Raw genomic sequence first — 20206 nt, 5'->3', positions numbered from 1 at the left:
GTGACGGTGGCGCCTTCGGCAAGCTGCTGCACCGAGGCCAGGCCATTGTCGAGCGTATAGCTGTAGCTGCCGTCGCTGTTGAGATGCAGCGTGCCATAGGTGCCGACCAGGTCGTTGCCGACATTGCCAGCCGAGCCGTTGACGGCGCTGACGCTGTGCGTGTCGCCATTGTCGACATCGGTGTCGTTGGAAAGCACATTGCCGCTGACCGGATTGGGATCGGCCAGCGTGTTGGTGTCTTCCTTCACCGCCGCCGCATCGGCCACCGCCACCGGCGCATCGTTGGTGCCGGTGATGGTGATGGTCAGGTTGGCGGACGAAGAGCCGCCGTGATTGTCGGCGTTGGTGTAGCTGAAGACGTCTGTGACGGTGGCGCCCTGAGCTAGAGCCTGGACCGAGGCCAAGGCGTTGTTGAGGGTGTAGGTGTAGGTGCCGTCGCCGTTGAGGTGCAGCGTGCCATAAGTGCCGGTGACATCGTTGCCGACATTGCCAGCCGAGCCGTTGACGGCGCTGACGCTGTGGGTGTCGCCGCTGTCGACATCGGTGTCGTTGGTCAGCACATTGCCGCTGACCGGATTGGGCGCGGTGTCCTCCTTGACGGCATTGGCATCGGCGACCGCCACCGGCGCATCGTTGGTGCCAGTAATATTGACCTTGATGTCGTAACTCGCGCTTCCGTCGGCCGACTTTACCGTCAGAGTGTCGGTGACATGCTGGCCCTGCGTCAACGGATCGGCAAGGGTCTGGTTCAGCGTATAGGCCCACACACCAGTTGTCGTATTGAAGGTGAAGGTGCCATAAGTGCCCTGAAGGCTTGGGGGAGCCTGGAAATGGTCCTGGCCGACATCGGGGTCGGTGATGATCAACTGTCCATGCGCGTTGGGATCATTCAGCGTGCCATTGGCAACGCCGCCGGCCTCCACCACAGTCAAGTCAGCACCCGGGGCGGCGGTGATAATCGCACCGTCATTGGTGCCCTGAATGTTGACCGACACGCTGGCCCAACTCAGCGTTCCATTGCCGAGCTTGATCGCATAGGTGAAGGTCTCGTTGATCTGGTCGCCCGCACCCATGGCTTGCAGGCTGGCGAAGCCATGCGCCGCCAGATATCCACTAAGGTCCATCTCGACCTTGCCGTTGTTGATGCGGATGGAAACCCCGCCGCCGATGCTTTCCCAGGCGGAAATGCCGGTCGCCTGAACGTCCTGAGTCGTCAGGTCGATGGGGGCGTATTGCTTCGTGGCCGTCGATGCGGAAATCCCATCGTCCACCGAAAAGAGGGACTTCGCGTTTCCACCCTGATCGTTCGCCATCACATCGAGAACTATGATGGTTTGCGAACCTGAAGCGAGGACGACCGTATCCTCGTTGAGATTGAAAACGTCATTGTTCGCTTGCGGTGTATTGGAGAACGACGTCGTGGTGCCGCCGGCACCGGTGACCTGAGTAGCCATTTTTCAACCCCTTTTCCCTATGACAGACGCCCCTACGCCTGTTTGTTGACAGCCCTGCACGACCACGCCCTGTCCGGGCGTCGATCCCAAAAATCGGCACACAACTGGGTTGGAAGTGCAGTGCGCCATCAGCGCGCCTGCCGGGCAAGAAGAGCCGGCTGGAGCTAGCGGATGATGATCGCATGATGGCGGCGGCGACGACGTTGGTCGCCGCGCTACGTCTCCCTACCCCGATTACATCCCCTAAATCGTCGGTTTCCGATCAAGAGATTTAGAAGATGCTTATATTAGTAGATTATTAACTCTACTGGAGAGGAAGCGTCAACGCCCAACTTTGGGGAACAGTTAATATTCGAAGTCAGATGCGGCACGAGTTCACCGCCTGGTGCACAGGTGACGGCTCGGCGAGGCCCGCCCGCCGCCTCCGGCGGAGATAACCTACGCTCGGCCCAATCGTGGGCACTGCGAAAGAAAAGCGCCTCAGCGCCACAGCTATGGTGGGCGATCCGGGATGCTTGCCCGCCAAGGGCTAATGAAGGCGACCCGATCGCAAGGAGTGAGCAGTAGACTCCGTCATGAAACCACGTCAGATCGATTTGAGTGCGGTCGATTTCTGGCTGGAGGACGATTCATGCCTGGTCAGAGAACGCTCGATGGATCGGATGATCGCGATCAGCAGCAGATTGATCACGAGGTAGAGCACGCCAGCAATGGCGAAAATCTCGAAGATCGCGAAGGTCTGGCTCATCAGCCGCTTGGCGTAGCCGGTTATTTCGAGCACCGTGATCGTCGAGGCAAGGCTGGTGCCCTTCACCACAAGGATCAGCTCATTGCCATACGCTGGCAGCGCCTGGCGGATGGCGAGCGGGAACTCGATGCGGCGGAACCGCAGCACGCGCGACATGCCGCATGCCTGGGCCGCCTCGACGAGACCGGCCGGAACCGACATCAATCCGCCGCGCAGGATCTCGGATGTGTAGGCAGCCGTATTCAGCGCGAGTGCCAGGACGGCGCAACGCGATCCGTCGCTGATCACCCACCACAAAACCGCGTTGTCCTTGATCAGCGAAAGCTGGCCAAGCCCGTAGTAAAACAGGAACATCTGCACCAGCAGCGGGGTCCCGCGAAAGACGTTGCTGTAATATTTGGCAAAGCCCGACAGGAGCCAGTTCGACGACAGCCGCATAAGCGCCAGTCCGAGGCCCAGATTGAAGCCGATCAGCACCGAAACGAAGGTCAGCGCGGCTGTGACCCACAGGCCCTTGAGCAGAACGGGAACCGCAAGCTGGATGAGGTCTATCATACTGCTTTTCTCGTCCGTAGCCTGAGCAGGCGTTCGATCCCGTCGAAGCCGGCCTGGCTTACAAGCGTGATGGCGAGATAAACCACCGCCGCAATCAGGTAGAAGATGAACGGGTGGCGGGTGGAGTTGGCGCCGATGAAGGAAATGCGCATCAACTCCTGAAGGCCGACCACGGAAACCAAAGCGGTGTCCTTGATCGTCGTCTGCCAGACATTGTTGATGCCGGGAACGGCGATGCGCAGCATCTGCGGGGCGATGATGCGGCGAAAGATCCGTGCGCCCGGCAGCCCGAGCGCTCGAGCTGCCTCGATATGCCCATTGGGGATGGCGCCGAGCGCCCCGCGCACGACCTCGGTCGAATAGGCCCCGGAGATCGCGCCGATGGCGATGACCGCGATGACGAACGCATAACCGCTTTCCGCGACACCGGCATAGCCGAAGGCTGTCACGACCCTGGTCACGAATTCAACCGAACTGAAAAACAGCAGGTAGATGATAAGCAGTTCGGGCACGCCACGCACAAGCGACGTATAAGCATCGACTACCAGCGAAAGTGGAAATATCCGGGCCCATTTGATCAGCCCACAGACAATGCCGATCACCAGGCCGGCCGCCATGCTGACGAAACCCACAAGGATTGTGATCGCCGCGCCACGCAGGATGACGGTCACCCAACCCGCTTCCCAAACTTGCCAGAGACCGAATTCCATCCGAGTTGCCCTAGTCTGTCGTGCCAATGAGACGCATGCGCCCGGCTGTCCGGGCGCATGCCAGAATTCCAAGGCGTTATTTGCAGGGCCGGGAAATGTCCGTCTTGAACCATTTCTGGCTGGCCTTGCCGACCGAGCCGTCGGCGATCAACTCGCAAAGCGCTTTGTCGATCTTGGCCTTGAGCTCCGTATTGTCCTGCGCGATGCCGACGCCGATGCCCTCGCCAAGCGTCGGGTCGAACGTGCTCTTTATCTCAACACCTATCAGCTGGAAGTTCTTGCCATCCGGCTTGTCCAGAAAATCCTGCAAGGCGGATTGATCGGCGAAAGCCGTGTCGATACGGCCGCTCGCCAGGTCGATCTGCATCTGGTCGAGCGTGTCGTAGGTTTTCAGGTCGGCATTCGGCGCACGCTTCTCGAGGAAATGCGCGTGCGTGGTGCCAGCCTGCACGCCGACCTTCTTGCCATCGAGCGATTTCAGCAGCGTGTCGACGTCGGTGATGGCGGCGAGATCAGAACCCTTGGCCGCGACGAACATGTTGGCCAGTTCGGCATAGCCGACGCTGAAGTTGATCTCCTTCTTGCGATCGGCGGTGATCGACATGCCCGAGATGATGACGTCGAAGCGCTTGGCCTTCAGCGCCGGGATCAACCCGTCGAAGGCCTGCACCACGAAATGGCAGGTCACGCCAAGTTTGGTGCATAGCAATGCGCCGACATCGGCGTCGAAGCCGGTGACGTTGCCGTTGGCGTCGGACATGCTCCATGGCGGGTAGGCGCCTTCCGTACCAATGGACAGCTCGCCTTCGGCCGCCCATGCGCTGCCCATGCTTCCCGCCAGACAGGCGAGCAGCGTCAAGACTTTCAGTTTCATATCAGTTCCCCTTCTTGTTGATCTTCATTGCCGTTGTCCGGTGCGAGCCGAACGCTTCGAGGGCTTGCTTCACAGTGTCCGTGCCAGGAATTGGCGCAGACGCTCCGAGCGCGGGCTGCCGAACAGCTCCGCCGGCGCACCCTCTTCCTCCACCTTTCCCTGGTGGAGAAACAGAACCTTGTGGGAGACCTCGCGCGCGAACTGCATCTCATGCGTCACGAGGATCATGGTGTTGCCTTCCTCCGCCAGTTGGCGGATCACCCGTAGCACCTCGCCGACCAGCTCGGGGTCGAGCGCCGATGTCGGCTCGTCGAAGAGGATGACCTTGGGCCGCATCGCCAGCGTGCGGGCAATCGCCGCCCGCTGCTGCTGGCCGCCGGACAACTGGCCGGGATAGTGGGCATGCTTGTCGGCGAGCCCGACCTTCTTCAGCAGGGCATGCGCGTGTTCGAGGGCCTTCTCGCGAGGCTCCTTCAGCACATGCCGGGGCGCTTCGATGATGTTCTCCACCACCGTCATGTGCGGCCACAGATTGAAGTTCTGGAACACCATCCCGACCCGGGCGCGGATGCGTTCGACCTGCGCCATGTCGGCCGGCCCGAGACGGCCGTTCGACAGCGGCTTCATCTTGATGAGTTCGCCGTCGATGGCGACCTTGCCGCCATCCGGCTGTTCCAGAAGATTGATGCATCGCAGGAACGTGCTCTTGCCCGAACCCGACGAGCCAATCATGGAAATGACTTCGCCGGCATGGGCGGTGAGATTGACGCCCTTCAACACCAGAAGCGAGCCGAAGCTCTTGTGAAGCTCGTCGATCTGCACTGCCGGCGTCGTGATCTTCGCTTCGTCAGCAGGCGTCGGATCGGCCACAGCGGCCGGAGCGGTTGGCGGCGTCTGTTCGCGCCTTATGGCCTCGTCCTGGGCTACCTCGACAGTCTGTAGCTCGGCCAGTGCACGGTCGAAATAGCGCAGGCTGCTGGACAGGCAAGTGCGCTGCCAATCCGGATCATCGGGAATGAAGGCCGAGCGCAGCGTCTCCCGGATACGCTTGCCCAGCGGCGAATCGAGCTTCCCGAACAGATGCAGCCAGTTGTCGGCTTGCACCGCATCCATGACCGAGGGGCCGTCCAGCGTGCCGCATTCGACGACAAGCGGCAGCACGCGCGCGTCCGGCATTGCCTTGCGGACGGCGTCGGAGACATAGCCGGTCGCAGTCGCAGCGATGCCGGTGCCGGTCTTGGCGCCCGGGCCGGTCAGCACGGTCGAGAGCGCCGGCCCGAAGATGGATTTGCCCCAGGCAAGGCCAGCATGCTCGGAACTCGCCACCGAAAGCAGAGCCGGATAGCCGTAAGGCCCCGCCCCCGTATGCAGGTCGAAAACGATGACCTGGCGCGCCGCGCCGGCAAAAGCCTTCAGGATTTCGTTTAGCGTCCTGTTCGACCAGACCGGGCCGCCACCGCCGTAGAACATCCCGTCGGCGAATTCATACTGGCCGGCCTCGACGATCGCCGCCAGCCCGGCATGCCCAAGCCTCTTGCGCGCTGCGGCGAGTTTCTCGTCGGCCGCTATGCGGTCCGGCCCTGCCCATTCGCGGTATGCCACGGCGTCGTGAAGGCCGGCATAGCCATTGTTGACCGGAGCGCCGGCCGACCAGTCGATGAAATTGCGGTTGAGGTCGACATTGTCTTCGTTGACGCGCCGCGACCACGCCGTGCCCCAGGGATTGATGAGGTGGATGGCAAGGATCGCCATGTCGTCAGGCAAGCGCCGCAGGTTCTTCTGGCCGAGCCAGGCGGTCTGGCAGGTCGAGCCGAACGGCCCCTCGACACCATGCGTGCCGGAAATGACCACGATCAGCTTGCGCGCGTCGCGACGGCCAAGCAGTGCCACATCCGTCGCCAGCGGCCCGCCATCGGGCCCGTTCAGCGGATGAACATATTCAGACAGCTCCGCGCCCGCCCGCTCGGCCGCTTGGCGAAATTCCTGGCGCAAGGCGCCGAAATCAGAGGCATAGGCCGGGGCCGGCTCGTCATGGCGCTTCGTCGATCCCAATGGACGGCTGGCGGTCAATCCGTTCATTCCCTGTGATTCCGGCATGGGGTTACTCATCGGTGAGGTTGCTCACGTTCTTAAAGCTGCCGGAATGAGATGGCCTGGAAGACCGAACGAACCAGGCATCGCGGGGAAGCACCTTGTCGGGGTTCATGATCGACTGATCGTCCAGCACTCGTTTCACCCGCTCCATCACGGCGAGCTTCGTCGGGTCGGCTGTCGCCAGCAGGGAATGGATGCGCTTCGACCCAACACCGTGCTCGGCGGAAAAGGAACCGCCAATCTCCCGGAGCTGTTGATACAGGACACGCTCGACACGCTCGGCAATTTCGGGCGCCAGCGGACCCCGGCGGTTGAGGATGATGTGCAGGTTCCCATCGGCCAGATGTCCGAAGATATAGGGCGCCAGACCGGGTTCGATCGCAGCGAGCTTAGGCAGGATTCTGTCGAGATATGCTGGAATTTCCGACAATGGCACCGACACGTCGAAAGAAGGCGCATCGGGATGGGCGCGATAGAGCACGCTGGTGTCCTCGCGCAGCCGCCACAGGTCGTCCTCTTGCCGCCGCGAGCCGGCGATGATGCCGGTCGCTTCGGGATAGCGCTCCATTACTTCCGAATAAATCCGCTCGAAATCCTCGCGCAGCGCCTCTTCGCGCGCGCCGCCAAGCGACAGCAGCAAGAACAGCGGCTGGTCGAGCGGCACGCCTGGTTCGGACCATCCATGCGCGGCGGCGGCCAGACTGAAATACGAGGTCCACATCGCCTCGGCCGCGCGCAGATGCCCGGCCTCCGATTCAAGAGCCAGGCGAATGGTCCGCAGAGCAGCCTCGACCGATGGCAGCCCGAAAAGCGCGGTGGCGCTGGCTAGCGGCGAAGGGTCGAGCTTGACGACCACGCGGGTGACGATGCCGAGCGTGCCCTCGGCGCCGATGAAGAGATGTTTCAGATCATAGCCGGCCGAATTCTTCACCACCCGGGTGAGATCGGAATAGACCGATCCGTCGGCCAGAACGGCCTCGAGGCCAAGCACGCGGTGGCGCATCACGCCGTTGCGAAAGGCCATCACGCCGCCCGCATTGGTGGACACCATGCCGCCGATCGTTGCCGAGCCGCGCGCGGCAAGATCGATGCCCGGTTCCAGCCGGTGTTCGCGCGCGGCCTCTTGCAGCGCTTCAAGAGTAACGCCGGCGTCGACGACGGCCACCCGCTCGACAGGATCAAGCCGCTCGATGCGGTTCATGCGCGTCATCGAAAGGACGATCTCGCCTGGCCGCGAAACACTGCCGCCGACCAGGCCGGTCTTTCCACCTTGCGGCACGATCGCGATCCCGTTCTGGTGACAGATGCGCGCCACCGCCGCGACTTCACCGGTCGATAAAGGCGCAACGACGATGCCGGCGCCACAATTCGCGCCATTCGAGCCAAGGTCGATCGCCTCGGTATCCTCTCCGGTGCGCACATTCGAAGCGCCGACGACATCGCGGAGCGCGTCGACAAACGACAACGGCACCGCCTGGTCGATCCAGTTCGTTTGCCCTTGGGGCGCGAGGCCGCTCATCGTCCCACCAATTCCTGAAGTGCCGCAATCAGCCGGTCATTGTCCGCCGGCAAGCCGATGGTGGCACGCAGATAGCGTTCGTAGCCGGCTTCTCGCCACGCCTTGACGATAATCCCCTGCTTCAGAAGATCGGCGGCGAGGCTCGAACTATCACCCTTGCAGTCGAAGAACAGGAAGTTTGTCTGCGACGGCGCAACCCGGAAACCAAGGCCAACAAGAGCGGTGGCTGTGCGCACGCGCTCGGCCCTGACCCGGCTCGCCGACGCCTTCATCCAGCTTTCGTCGGCGAGTGCCGCGATCGCGGCGGTCTGTGCCGCTGCGTTGACGTTGAATGGCGTCTTGGCAGCGGCGATCACCCGTGCCAGTTCGAGGCTCGAACAGACGGCATAGCCGACGCGCAGCCCCGCCAGCCCATACGCCTTCGAAAACGTCCGCAGCACCACATGGTCGATGCCGTGACCGCGCAGAACCTCGATGCCGTCCGGCGCACCTGGATCGGCAAATTCGAAATAGGCTTCGTCGAGGACAAGAAGGGTGCCGGGCCGCACGGCGCCGATCAGCCGTTGCAAGCCGGAATGGTCGAGACCGGGTCCGACCGGGTTCCATGGCGAGGATATGAAAACGATCCGTGGCCTGGCGGCGATCGCCGTTTCCAGCGCGGCAAGGTCGAAGCCCATTCCAGGCGTCATCGCAACCTTGACGACATCAGCCCCCACTGCCAGCGGCTCTATCTCATGCAGGCCGAAGCTCGGCACCGTGGTGACGACGGAGGCGCCCGGCACCAGGACGGCGCGCGAGATGGCGGCGATCATCTCCTCGGAGCCGTTGCCGGCAACGATCAGGCCGGGATCGACCGCCAGTCTTTCGCCAAGCACTGCCCGCAGCGCCGTGCAAGCCGGATCGGCATAGCGCCATGGTTCGAACGATGACGAAGCCAATGCGGCCATGACGGCGGGAGAACAGCCGTCCGGGTTCTCATTGCTGGCCAGCCGGGCGATGTCTTGGCGGCCACTCAGCGCCCGCGCCATCGCGATGTTCATGCCGGCATTGTAGGGCGGCAAGGCGGCGATATGCGGATTGAGCGGCAGGCTCGACACTGGTTTGACCGACTGTTCCAAATTCCGACTTCCGTTTCCCCGCGCCCATACGCGGCATCGCGATCTTGTCAAATATCCAGGACGATTGATCCGCTCGGCCTGGAGCAGCACAGCAGCACTTCGCCTGCCCCAAGCTCGTCCAGCGGTTCTTCGAAATAGGCGACGTCACCCGAGACCAGCCGCGACTTGCATGTGCCACAGATGCCGGACCGGCAGCTGAATTCCGGTTTCAGACCGTGATCCTCGGCAAAGTCGAGCAGCGAAGCGGCGGAGCCGTCCCAGATGGCCTTGAGTCCCGATTTTCGGAACTCCACGGTCGTCGCCTCGTCTGTCGGCACGATCCTTGCCGGCTGCGCAACAACCGCCGAGGTCCGAAATGCATCAGGCTCAAGCACCGTCGACGGACCGAAAAATTCGTAGGCAATGCGGTGCTTTGGAACGCCAAGCGCTCGCAACATGGCGTAAATCGCCTGCATGAACGGCGGCGGACCACAGAGATAGAAATCATAGTCGTCGATCGGCAGCAGGCGTTGCAGCACGTCCCGCGAAATCATGCCTTCGCTGTGGAAGTGCTGCTTGGCTTTGTCGCGTTCGGACGGAGACCGATAGCAGTAGTGGGCGGTCAGGCCGGGCCGTGTCGCGACAAGGCCGCTCACCTCGTCGCTCAAGGCATGTACGTCGCCATTCTCGCAAGCGTGGACGAAGAGGGCACGGCGGTCCGGCATCGAAGCAAGCGCATGCAGCATCGACACCATCGGCGTCAGCCCAACGCCGCCGCTGAGCAGCACCACTGGACGGCTGCTCGCCTTGTCGAGCACGAACTCGCCGCGCGGCCCTTCGGCCTGAAGGACGTCACCGACGTCGATCCGGTCATGCAGGAAGCATGAGCTTATCCCATCAGGCAGGCCAGGCGCGGATGCTGCTTCCCGCTTCACGCTGATCCGGTAGCGACCCTTGCTGGCCGGAGAACAGGAGACGCTATAGTTGCGCAGCACATATCCCTTTTCGCCTCCCGCGTGCGGCACGGGTATCTTGAACACCAGGAACTGGCCCGGCTCGAAATCGCGCCAGTCCAGTGGATTGACCGGCTCCATGTGGAACGACGTGATGATGGCGCTTTCGCGCACCTTCGCAACCACCCTCAGGTCGCGAAACCCCCTTCTTGCGATGGTGTCGCGAGCGGTGAATGCGTTCATTCGGCGGCCGCCAATTGCTGGCTCTCGCTGGCGATCAGCTTGGCCAGGTTGCGGCGAAAACGCAGCGGCCCGACATCGATCTTGAGATCGAGATTGGGCGTGCGCTTGTTGGCCATGCCCTTGTGCACCGCGTTGAGCACGGTGCGGTCCTCGTCGAAAGCGCCGCGCACGGAGGTGGCGAACCGGCGCGACACCTCCAGATCGTCGGGAGCGAAATTGCGCATCTGGAACCAGTAATATTTCGTCTGGTTCTCATCGACAGGCGTCATGAAATTGTAACTGTCCATGAGGAACACGTCCTCGTGCAGCGGCTTGCCTTCGCCGCCGGTGCGTGCCGGTACGAAGATCGCCTTGATGATCGCGTTGGACGGGTAGCGCACCTCGTAGTGCTGCTTGCGGTCGCAATTGCCTGAGAATTTGAGGAAGGGGGCATAGAAGGGCGCCGGTGCGGCATCGACCACCCAGCGCCACACCGTTACGCCGTCTTCGCCGACGGTGGTTTCGAGCGGCGCATCCTCCATGGCCTGGACACCGCCGAAGGAGGATTGATGGACCCACGACACATGCGAGGGATCGAGCAGGTTGTCGGTCATGTAGAGATAGTTGCAATCGAGCGCCATCGACTCGCCGCGGTTGACGCCCCATGCCGGGTCGCCCCAGTGATCGACAGCGAAAATCAGGTCGGGATCGGCCTTTGCCGCCTCGCCCATCCAGATCCAGAGCAAGCCGTAGCGCTCGGCAATCGGATAGGAACGGACGCAGGCGACATGGGGTATCTTTTCCGCGCCCGGCACCCGCGTGCAGGTCCCCGTGCTGTCGAAGGTCAGGCCGTGATAGCCGCACTCGACCGTGTCGCCCTTTATGCGACCCATGGACAGCGGCAGCTTGCGATGCGGACAGGCGTCTTCGAGCGCCGCTACCACGCCATCGGTCCGGCGGTAGAGGACGATATCCTCGCCAAGAATCCGGGTCGGCACCAGCCGGTCGGCGACCTCATGGTCCCACGCGGCAACGTACCAGCAGTTTCGAAGAAACATGGCGTCCTCCCCAGCTTGTGAACCCCCAAACGAATATCTTGCGGATCCTGGACGACATAGGGCTTGCATCTGCGTTCTATTTTAGAAAAACTAAATCAAGCTGACCCCAGGATCCTTGCCCAGGTGAACAAGACGCCGCCGCTGCGTGCGATACAGGCCTTCGAGGCCTTCGGCAGACGCGGCAGTATGACGGCGGCCGCGACCGAGCTTGGCGTCTCCGTTGGCGCGGTCAGCCAGCAGATACGCAAAGCGGAAGAGGCCCTCGAGGTCAGGCTGCTGGAACGGCGCGGCAGAAGCGTCGCCCTCACAGCGCTGGGGCGTGTGTATCACGCGGCGGTTTCCCTCGGATTCGACCAGATTCGTGCGGCTCAAGACATCATCGATCGCGCCCAGTCCGCGAACACGCTGACAATCTCCTGCCTGCCATCGCTGGCCAGCAAATGGATCGGCCCGCAATTGCTGGATTGGCAGATTGCACACCCGGGCGCGACGGTACGTCTGGTCGGCGCGGAGACGGAACCCCGATTGGATACTGAAGGGGTCGACTTCCGCATTTCGTACGGCGAGAAGTATCGCGATTTCAACCACTATATCGAACTGTTCACGGATTGGGTGGTGCCGGCATGCTCACCGGCGCTGCTGGCAAGGCACCCGGTGCGCAAACCCGCCGACATTCTCGACCTGCCACTCCTCAGCATCGAATGGGCTCGCGACCACCGCTCACCGCCCAGTTGGACGGAATGGGCAGCAAGCATCGGAGCGATGTACCAAAAGGCTTCAGGTGAAGTCGCCTTCTCCTTGTCGAGCGCCGCTATCGATGCCGCGACGAATGGAAGAGGCGTTGTGCTGGCGCAGCTATCAATGGCCGCCGAGGATATCGCATCCGGCCGCCTCATCGTACCTTTCAATCAACGGCTCAAATTGTCTCAGGCCTATTTCCTTGCCTGGGACCGTGCAGCTCTGGAAAAGCCCTTCGGCCCGGAACTGCGCGCGTGGATCGTGTCGAATTCCAAGCGGATGGGCGCAGCTTTAATGGCTAGCTGATGTCCTCAACTGTTCACTCCCACTCGATTGTCTTTGTCCCTATTAGGTCATTGATCGCTGACATGCCGGACTGCAGGCGGTATCGCGTGATCGAGATGCGCTCGGGCGATCGATCCTCAATCACGCCAGCCCGAGCCGGGCGACGACGAGCAGAACCACCCGCTGGTTGATTGAACCTAGCCCTCTACTCTGCTTTCGTCGGGACCGTCATCCTGATGCAGGTGCCGCGGGCCTAACAGTCTGCTGGCATGGCCGGTTGGCTTCCGCGATCGCGTGACAACTGGGATGTCACCAGTGTTAGCCTTTCGCTGGGGCAAGCCGTCGCCTACTCGACGTTGTAGCGCAACCATTCGAGCAACGTGACCGGGGCGGGTTTCAGACGCCTCTCCGGCACGAGCCAACCGTGGGGGACCTGTTACATTTTGTGATTTGCACGATACCGCTGACGGGCGTTCTGATGAATGGAGGCCTTTCCGGCTTCAGGCACTTGGCGGAAAGGGCGGGGGTGTGAAAGGTGGCCAACCATGGCCCAGGCAAGTACCATTGTCTTAAGCGGCGATTATGGCTACACCCAGTATAAGGCATCCGGCCTGCCCGCCGACACCACTATCGATGCCACCGACGCCTCGTGGATCGTCGCCAATCAGGGAAGCCCCATCAACCGCTATCCCTTCTCGATCGTCGACCCCGGCGACAACCTCCTGGTTTTTGGCGGCACGATCAACGGCACCGTCTCCCAAACCGGCGACTGGGAGAACATTTACGTCAACTCCGCCGCAGTCCGTATAAATTCAGCCCACAACTTTGTCATCGACGATTGGACGGTTACCCAGCCCTGGGATGGCATTCGTGTCGGCGGCACTGGCCACTTCGTCATCGAGGACAGCTATGTCGGCTACTCCCGAGACGACGCGGTCGAGGACGATGACGTCATCAGTGGCACGATCAAGGATTCCCTGTTTGACAACGTGTTTTCCGGAGTGAGCCTTGGTGACGGTGAAGTGAATGGGCATAACAACACGGTCATCATGGATGGCATGCTTCTGGGCATGAAAGAATACCTTCGCAAAGGCGAGATGACCCACGGCTCGCCGTTCAAACTCGACAACGGCACAGGCGCTAACGATATCTCGCCAAGCCTGCACTTCATCGACTGCGTGGTGGCGATCACCGACGTGCACCACAACGGCATGGGGCGGCTGCAGCACGCCTGGGACAAGACGGTCGAGTCGCACGGCAATTACTACCTCAACCTCTCTGACACGCCGCTGCCGTCCGATTATCCAATGCCGCCCGCCGGCTGGACGGTCCTTCAAGGCCAGGCGGCCCGCGATTACTGGGCCAATGCCAAGGCGGTCTGGCATGCGGCCCATGACGGGATCGACCAGCCACCGACACCGCCGACCGACCCGACCAAGGGAACTACCGGGAACGACACTTTTGTCGGCACTGGCGCGGCCGATAACTATGATGCCCTGGCTGGTAACGACATACTGTGGGGCCGAGGTGGCAACGACGTGCTCCACGGAGGCGCCGGCAAGGACACCTTCGTGTTTGACACGGCCTATGGCCCTGGCAATGTCGATAGGCTCCCGGACTTCCACGCAGCGGACGACGCGCTCTATCTCGACAATGCCGTCTTCACCAGCCTCGGCCCCGGTTCCTTGTCCAGCCCGACGCAGGTGAACTCGTCGTATTTCGAGTTGCGCGAACACGCCACCAGCCATAACGACTACCTGCTCTACGACCGGACCACGGGCATCCTGTACTATGACCCCGATGGCTCGAGATCGGCCCCTCAGGTGGAAATCGCCCACCTACAAGCCGGGGCGGCCCTGACCTATCATGACGTGTACATCATTTGATCGCCCATGCGATCGCACATGGCACTACGAAGCGCGAGCGCGTTACCGCTGGTGTTCCAGTTGCCACTAACAGCGATCAAAAATAGCGACGGATAGCGCCGATCTAGTAGCTCTGCACAGAGGTTACGACTCTTTGGAAATCGGCTTGGGATAGACTTCGACCAGGCGCTCCCAAAGGGGAGACCTGGCGAGTTCCAATTCGCAACCGAAGGCGATTATCCGGACCGAGGGTGGACGTCGGCTAAGAAGCGTGCGCGACTAGTGCTCGCGCGCAACCAGCCAACCAGATACTAGCCGGCCGAGTGGGCCGATGATCACGCTTGTCCAGGTCGTGGCGCGCTCTCGGCGGTCTTTGCATTCTTGACGGATCATATTTTGGACTTCAGAGCAACCAAGTGGCGTCAGTATCCAGCTGTCAAGCTGAGACGATTTTCTCCACATTGGACTGTTGTCGTCCGCGTAGCCAACCGGGAGATTAAGACGCTCCGCCTTCCGGATCAGTCGCCGGGTTTTTATCTCCGCAATCTGTTCATAATATAATAACGTTTCCCAATAATGTCGGTACTCGGCCTTTTCCCGCTCCGCAGGCGTGCAAGCATTTGTCAGGTCGATGTTATAGGCGTGGTCGAGCGTCCTGATGGTTAGCCGGTACGCCGTGACCTCCAATAAATCTTTGATTTCTAATAATATCGTCATACGACATCCCCGAGCCATCGCGTCCAAAAAAAGAACGCTACAACCTCCTATGACGTTCGGTCCATTCCACTACTTGGATGAACTTAGAAGGCAAAAGAACTAGATAGCGAGTAACATCAGGACGATCTGGTTCTCGAAAAGCTCCGGCTCGCCAAAAGCCGCCACGAACCGGCGATAGCAAAGACAAAGTGGTCTCGCCAGCAAGGCCGGTTAAATCAAGAAGGTATCGGCGAAGCGGAAGACGAAAACCAACTTCAAGTGACAGCCGTTGCTTAAGAGCGCATTTTTCCCTTACCGGCCAACGACCGAACAATCCTGACATCGGCGCTACACTGGCACCACCGATAGGATTAATTGCGCATTACCTAATGTCCCCTGTAAATTGACCGGTGCGGGTGCGTACTTAAGCCCGCCGCAGTGGCCGGTGCGGTCCTCACGTCCCCGGAGGGCTGCCCGCCGCACCGGCCATTTTGCCTACGCTTTGGTTAGCGGCGACGTTCGCTTTGGCCTCGATGCGCTGGGCCGCCAGCGCCCAGCCCCTGAGCGGCGACTGTTGGTCTTGGTCCAGGTCTCATCAATGAAGACCCGTCGCGTGGATCGATCCGGCCCCGATATTTCATCCACTGCAGCCGCCGTCGTGCGACATCGGGGCGATCCTGTCCGTTGGCGATCAGCGTCTTTTTTGTGAGTGAGCTTCTCGGCATGCACGAACTCCCATACCAATCGGTAGTCGACCTTCAGACCAGCTCGGCCACAAGGCCGCGCAAGGTGAAGCCCGGTCGTGAAAGCGCTCGATCAAGCTGTTGGGCCACACTCCCGAGAGTTTCTTCGGTTTGTAGCCGCGGACCTGGCGAGGCGCCGCACTGCCAGTCTCTTCGACACGCTATTAGCCACGCTATGGCCCCGCTGTAGCTGACGCTAAAGCGCGCCGTCGCGGCGCCGCGACAGCCCTTCCATCTTGACCGCGGCAACAACCCGCCCGCGAAAATCCATCGAATATCCTGCCATCCCGACTGGCCTCCTCCAGTATGAATGTTGAATCAGAGCAAAGGTGATTTGCGAATCTCGCGACTCCATCCCGCTCTAGCAAGAGAGTCCGGGGCACCGAAGCACATACCCGCGAGGAAGCGCCAGTTGCGGTTGAGACCAGAACTAAGCTTGATGTCAGCTCGAAATGTAAGACCGATCAAATCCGGCCGTTTTTATAAGTTCCGCGTGGTCATGCAACTCGACCACACCATTGCGGAATGAAGCCAGTCCACTTTCCCGCAAATCCTTCAACACGCGACTTACATGCACAGCCGAAAGCCCCAACGCGTCGGCCATCTCGGCTTGGGTCAGCGGGCATTCAAAGCGGTCCGGATAACTCGTTGGCGATCGATGTGCCCGGCAGCCCAGTTCGAGAAGAAGATGCGCCGTGCGTTCGACAGGTCCCCGTCTGCTGACTCCTGCCAGATGTTCCGCAACCCTTGCGTACCGCCTTACCTCAGCCAGCAGGATAGCCTCGCAAATGGACTGCGGGTAGCGCGAAAAACAAGTATGGACAGGACCGGTCAGCTCGATCGCGGTTACATCGGAGAGCGCAGTTGCCGTCTCGCCCCCTTCGCCGGAGAACTCGATCAAGGCAATTTCGTGCGGAAGCGCGAAATCAACGATGAGACGCGAGCCATTCCGCAACGTTTTGCCGAATGCCGCCCAACCCGCAGTCATAACCAGGATGGAGGATTTGGCCTGATGCTCGCGTGCAATCGTGGTGTTCGCCGGATAGAGGCGGCGCAAAGCCCCCGGCAATACTGAGATTGTCCTTTCCCAACTCGCGTCGGCAAGCGCGGGTCGCCTCTCCAATTCAAGAGCCTGCTTTGATAAGCCCATTTGTCTTGACTACCCCACTCCGCGATCGTCCCTCCGATCAATCTGCAGCTTCAACCCATTAATTACACAAACGTTCCGCCTATCTTTTCATCCAAATGGCGTCGCGGCCTACCGCCATGGGATGCTACCCTACCACCTTGGGGGTACTTGCACCATGCAGAAGGTTCTCAGCCCACTTTACTGGATGGGCTTCAGCAAGTTCCCGTGGCCTGCCGGCATTCAACGCCGGCAGTCGAACTTGTCCTTTGGCTGCTGCGCCCCGGCGGACCATCACGGCTACTTTCACGTCCCTTCTTTGGTTGAAAACCCTCGCCAAGCAGAGCTGCTCAACTTGAAAGCAGCCGCGTTCGATGCCCTTCAGAAAGCACGTCGGGTCCTGCTGGTCGCGTTGATGCCGGAAGCGCGGATCCCACTGGCGGATCGGGCGGTTGCAACTCTTGCCAAGGCGGACTGGGGATCGCCTGCGCCGTGCTTCCGGGACTCTCCGTTGCACCTGCTGTAACGACTTGCTCCATTGTGCTGGCTGCCGGTTTTCGGCGCGGGTAAAGCCGCGAGGGACGCCTGGCATTGTAAGTCTGCCGTCTTTCCTCGGCAACTTCCAGGTCATCGATTGCGGATATGACCGATGCAAGACGATCCTCGATTTGGCTAAGACGCCTGCGGGTGGAAAACAGGGCGACTGAAACCAGCAAACTGTAGGCAAGTACGACAATGACTGCTCCTACGGGAGTTTCGATGCCGAACACAATTAAAGTACCAGCCCCAATAAAAACGGCAGGAGCCCCGTAGCCCAGCAACCTGTCTTTCTTCATAGGAAGCATCAAAGGCCAGGTTGCGGACAGCATAAGAATGGCCGCCGGTCTGTTGATCACCCAATCTAAAAACCCCGGAACGATTTCGCTGAGAATATCCATATCAACCTCAAGCAAGACACGGCCGGCTGCTTTGTTGTCGTCAGGAAGTGCAGGCTCTCCTGCGCGCCCTGGACGCTGCGGCGCCTTAGACCTTGCGGAAGCGCGATCTATGGTCCCGGCGACATCCTAAAGGTCTGGAAGGCTTGTCGGGTAGACCAGATCAACCTTTAGCCGATTTACTACTCAATAATGGTAATGGCGGGGATATCCGCGAAGCTGTTATGTTCCAACTGACCGGCGACGCGATCGCTCGGTGGGCGGGAAGAGAGCGACTGCACATGCCGGATGGCGGGACGCGAACCCTTACATTTCACGCGCTCTGAGCGCTTACACGCAACTGCCCGAACTACTTTGAAGTGAAGCAAATTCAGCCGACGCTGGAGGGGCGGGAGTTGTGCTGTTGATTGCAAGGATTCGGAAATGGCAAGTTCAATTGACAGTCCGACCATGACCAGAGAATTACTGCCGCTCGACGTGCGGGAGATTCTTGATTTCTTTCTCCGCCGCTGGAAGCTGGTGTGCAGCATTGCTGCGCTCACCTTCGCCGCATTTGTCGCCGCCGCCTATCTCCTTCCACCATCCTACACGGGCGTCGCACAAGTGTTACTTGACGCCCCGATAGACTATATGACTCCGCAGGATTATTCGAATTCTGATTTTGCCGACAATTCAACATTTATCGAAAGTCAGATTGCGGTCCTGAGATCCACCTCGCTCCTTCAGAAGGTGGTCGACAGTGAAAAGCTGACGGAAGACCCAAAGATCGGACCGGGGGCATTAATATGGCTACAGAACGCCCTTGGAGTTTCGCGCGTTGGATTGGCGGATGTTATCGAGATCTCGGTGACCGCCTATGACCCGGGGAAAGCAGCATCGCTGGCGAACGCAATCTCCCAGGCCTACCTCGCTGATCGAGTAAGGTCCCGCTACGAAGGGGCCAAGAAAGCGTCCACATGGCTCAGTGAGCGGGCCACATCTCTGCGAGCGGAATTGAGCCTTTCGGAACAAGCCGTCCAGAAGTTTCGGATCGATCACAATCTATTGGCGACGCCAGCAGGCAGTTTGACTGACCAGCAGCTGTCTGAATTGAATGTCGCATTAATTACTGCACGCGCCGAATTGTCGGAGAAACGGGCGCAATATCAACAAGTTGACAAATTGCTGACCAGCGGAGGCGACATCCAGTCGATGCCGGACGTCTTGCAGTCCGTAGTTATCAGCGCGCTTCGGGCCCAGATCGCTGGAGTGACACGGCGGGAAGCCGACCTCAAATTGAAATACGGCGATCGGCATCCGGATGTCCTGGCGGCGCAAGCCGAGCGCCGCGACATCGAGGGGCAGATTACCGCCGAAGTCCAGCGTCTCATCGGCAATCTGAAGAATGAAGTGGACGCTGCCGAGGCCCGGGAAGCTTCTCTCAGCCGAGCCTTGAATTCGGTATCCAACCGATCCGAAGTCGAAGGTCAGGTTGGCGTGCAGTTGCGCGACCTGGAAAGGATTGCCGCCGCGAACAAGGAGCTGTTTGAGACATTCCTTTCACGCGCCAAGCTCACCGAGGAGAAGTCTACCCTGCTGAACAGCGGCGTACGCGTGATAACCGATGCGGTTGTTCCGGGTTCGCCAAGCTTTCCGAACAGGCCTCTATTCGCGGCGTTGGGACTTGTGCTCGGCTTCTTCGTCGGGGGGGCAGGGGCCGTTCTTCGTGAACTTTTCGCTTCCGGCTTCATGGCAAAGAAGCAGATAGAGGAAGAGCTGTCCGTTCCGGTTCTTGCATCCATCCCACGGATGGCGGGCTGGTCGAGAGACGCCCATTCCCAAGCCCAACCTGTGGCCTATCTCGAGCGCAGACCACTATCCAGGTTTAGCGAAGCCGTGCGGCGGCTCCGCCTGGGCATCGATGCGACGCCCGAACAGGCCCGCTTGCCGCGCCTTATGCTGGTGACATCGGCGATGCCCGGCGAAGGAAAGACAACCTTGGTATTGAGCTTGGCCTGCTCCGCAGCGGCCGACGGCGAACGGGTTCTGGTCGTCGATGCGGACTTGCGGCTTTCGGCCACCACGGCCTTCTTCGGCATGGTGGACAAGGTCGGGCTGGTCGACCTTCTGACATTGCCGGTGAAGGCAGCAAACGCAATTCATCGGGACGAACGCTCGGGGATATCCCTACTCCCTGCCGGCGCAAGGACCCGGAACCCGCCTGCCCTTCTTGCTTCGGCGCGGATGCGCTCGGTTTTCGAAGAGCTTCGCGGAAAGTTCGACACGGTGATCATTGACGCACCACCTGTTGGAGCCGCGGCCGACGCCACGATCCTGGCGCGGTATGTCGACAAGGTCCTCTTTGTCGTGAAGTGGCGCGAAACTTCGCGCGAGGCCGTTGCAGAAGGGATTCGCCACCTTGGCGGTCGGTCGAAGATTGCCGGCATCGCCTTGACAATGGTGGACGAACCAAAGTTGCCAAAATATGGCCGCTACACGTCCATCGAAAGTAGTGTTTCTGACAGTTACTATCTCAACTAGAGAAATATTTCGCC

The 20206-nt window shown here is 60.6% G+C and carries 15 protein-coding genes and 1 pseudogene; 3 read left to right on the top strand and 13 right to left on the bottom strand.

Going from position 1 to position 20206, the window contains the following annotated elements; all coding sequences use genetic code 11:
• The 9 genes from EN808_RS33465 to EN808_RS33425 all read right to left on the bottom strand — a co-directional run.
• Positions 1-1454, bottom strand: a 1454-nt coding sequence (locus EN808_RS33465) for a VCBS domain-containing protein (protein WP_210235481.1), incomplete at its 3' end; no start/stop codon positions are given.
• Between the two features lie 586 nt (positions 1455-2040).
• Entirely contained in the window at positions 2041-2757 is a 717-nt protein-coding gene (locus tag EN808_RS33460; protein ID WP_135918088.1) for an ABC transporter permease, read from the bottom strand.
• A complete protein-coding gene (locus EN808_RS33455) occupies positions 2754-3467 on the bottom strand; it encodes an ABC transporter permease subunit (protein WP_135918087.1) in 714 nt (237 codons plus the stop codon). Before EN808_RS33455 ends, EN808_RS33460 begins: the two co-directional genes overlap by 4 nt.
• Before the next feature lie 76 nt (positions 3468-3543).
• Positions 3544-4341 carry a transporter substrate-binding domain-containing protein gene (locus EN808_RS33450; protein WP_127276468.1) on the bottom strand — a complete coding sequence of 266 codons (798 nt, stop codon included), beginning with the start codon at positions 4339-4341 and terminating at the stop codon, positions 3544-3546.
• A 69-nt stretch (positions 4342-4410) separates the two neighbouring features.
• Positions 4411-6420 (bottom strand): DUF2817 domain-containing protein, encoded by a 2010-nt coding sequence (locus EN808_RS37735; protein WP_135918086.1) that lies wholly within the window; start codon positions 6418-6420, stop codon positions 4411-4413.
• Between the two features lie 22 nt (positions 6421-6442).
• Entirely contained in the window at positions 6443-7954 is a 1512-nt protein-coding gene (locus tag EN808_RS33440) for an FAD-binding oxidoreductase (RefSeq protein ID WP_135918085.1), read from the bottom strand.
• The gene (gene hisC / locus EN808_RS33435; protein WP_127873496.1) at positions 7951-9072 is read right to left on the bottom strand and encodes a histidinol-phosphate transaminase; all 1122 of its coding nucleotides are present in this window, start codon (positions 9070-9072) and stop codon (positions 7951-7953) included. The genes EN808_RS33440 and hisC overlap by 4 nt, the downstream gene beginning before the upstream one ends.
• A 47-nt stretch (positions 9073-9119) precedes the next feature.
• On the bottom strand, positions 9120-10247 hold the full coding sequence (locus EN808_RS33430) for a 2Fe-2S iron-sulfur cluster-binding protein (protein ID WP_135884063.1): 1128 nt from the start codon (positions 10245-10247) through the stop codon (positions 9120-9122).
• Positions 10244-11284: an aromatic ring-hydroxylating dioxygenase subunit alpha gene (locus EN808_RS33425; protein WP_127276478.1), complete on the bottom strand. Its 1041-nt coding sequence runs from the start codon at positions 11282-11284 to the stop codon at positions 10244-10246. The genes EN808_RS33430 and EN808_RS33425 overlap by 4 nt, the downstream gene beginning before the upstream one ends.
• 123 nt (positions 11285-11407) lie before the next feature.
• On the opposite strand from EN808_RS33425, the gene EN808_RS33420 reads away from it, so the two are divergent.
• Together EN808_RS33420 and EN808_RS33415 are read left to right on the top strand one after the other, a co-directional pair.
• Positions 11408-12328, top strand: a complete 921-nt coding sequence (locus EN808_RS33420) for a LysR substrate-binding domain-containing protein (protein ID WP_135884072.1) — start codon at positions 11408-11410, stop codon at positions 12326-12328.
• Positions 12329-12852: 524 nt separating this feature from the next.
• Entirely contained in the window at positions 12853-14193 is a 1341-nt protein-coding gene (locus EN808_RS33415; protein ID WP_127276480.1) for a calcium-binding protein, read from the top strand.
• A 258-nt stretch (positions 14194-14451) separates the two neighbouring features.
• Here the strand turns inward: EN808_RS33415 and EN808_RS33410 are convergent, their stop codons facing one another.
• From EN808_RS33410 to EN808_RS33400, 4 genes and pseudogenes are all read right to left on the bottom strand, one after another.
• Positions 14452-14889: a hypothetical protein gene (locus tag EN808_RS33410; protein WP_135867762.1), complete on the bottom strand. Its 438-nt coding sequence runs from the start codon at positions 14887-14889 to the stop codon at positions 14452-14454.
• A 552-nt stretch (positions 14890-15441) separates the two neighbouring features.
• Positions 15442-15897 (bottom strand): annotated as a pseudogene (locus EN808_RS37405) (IS630 family transposase); the annotation flags it as partial.
• Between the two features lie 156 nt (positions 15898-16053).
• Positions 16054-16680, bottom strand: coding sequence for a Crp/Fnr family transcriptional regulator (locus EN808_RS33405; protein WP_189522182.1), 627 nt, complete (start codon positions 16678-16680; stop codon positions 16054-16056).
• 407 nt (positions 16681-17087) lie between these two features.
• Positions 17088-17675 (bottom strand): hypothetical protein, encoded by a 588-nt coding sequence (locus tag EN808_RS33400; RefSeq protein WP_127276028.1) that lies wholly within the window; start codon positions 17673-17675, stop codon positions 17088-17090.
• Between the two features lie 420 nt (positions 17676-18095).
• On the opposite strand from EN808_RS33400, the gene EN808_RS33395 reads away from it, so the two are divergent.
• Positions 18096-20192, top strand: a complete 2097-nt coding sequence (locus EN808_RS33395; protein WP_127276027.1) for a polysaccharide biosynthesis tyrosine autokinase — start codon at positions 18096-18098, stop codon at positions 20190-20192.
• The last annotated feature ends 14 nt before the right edge of the window (positions 20193-20206 follow it).

This window comes from Mesorhizobium sp. M8A.F.Ca.ET.165.01.1.1 (assembly GCF_004792065.1).
Classification (GTDB): domain Bacteria; phylum Pseudomonadota; class Alphaproteobacteria; order Rhizobiales; family Rhizobiaceae; genus Mesorhizobium.
This window is presented reverse-complemented; position numbering and strand designations above follow the sequence as displayed.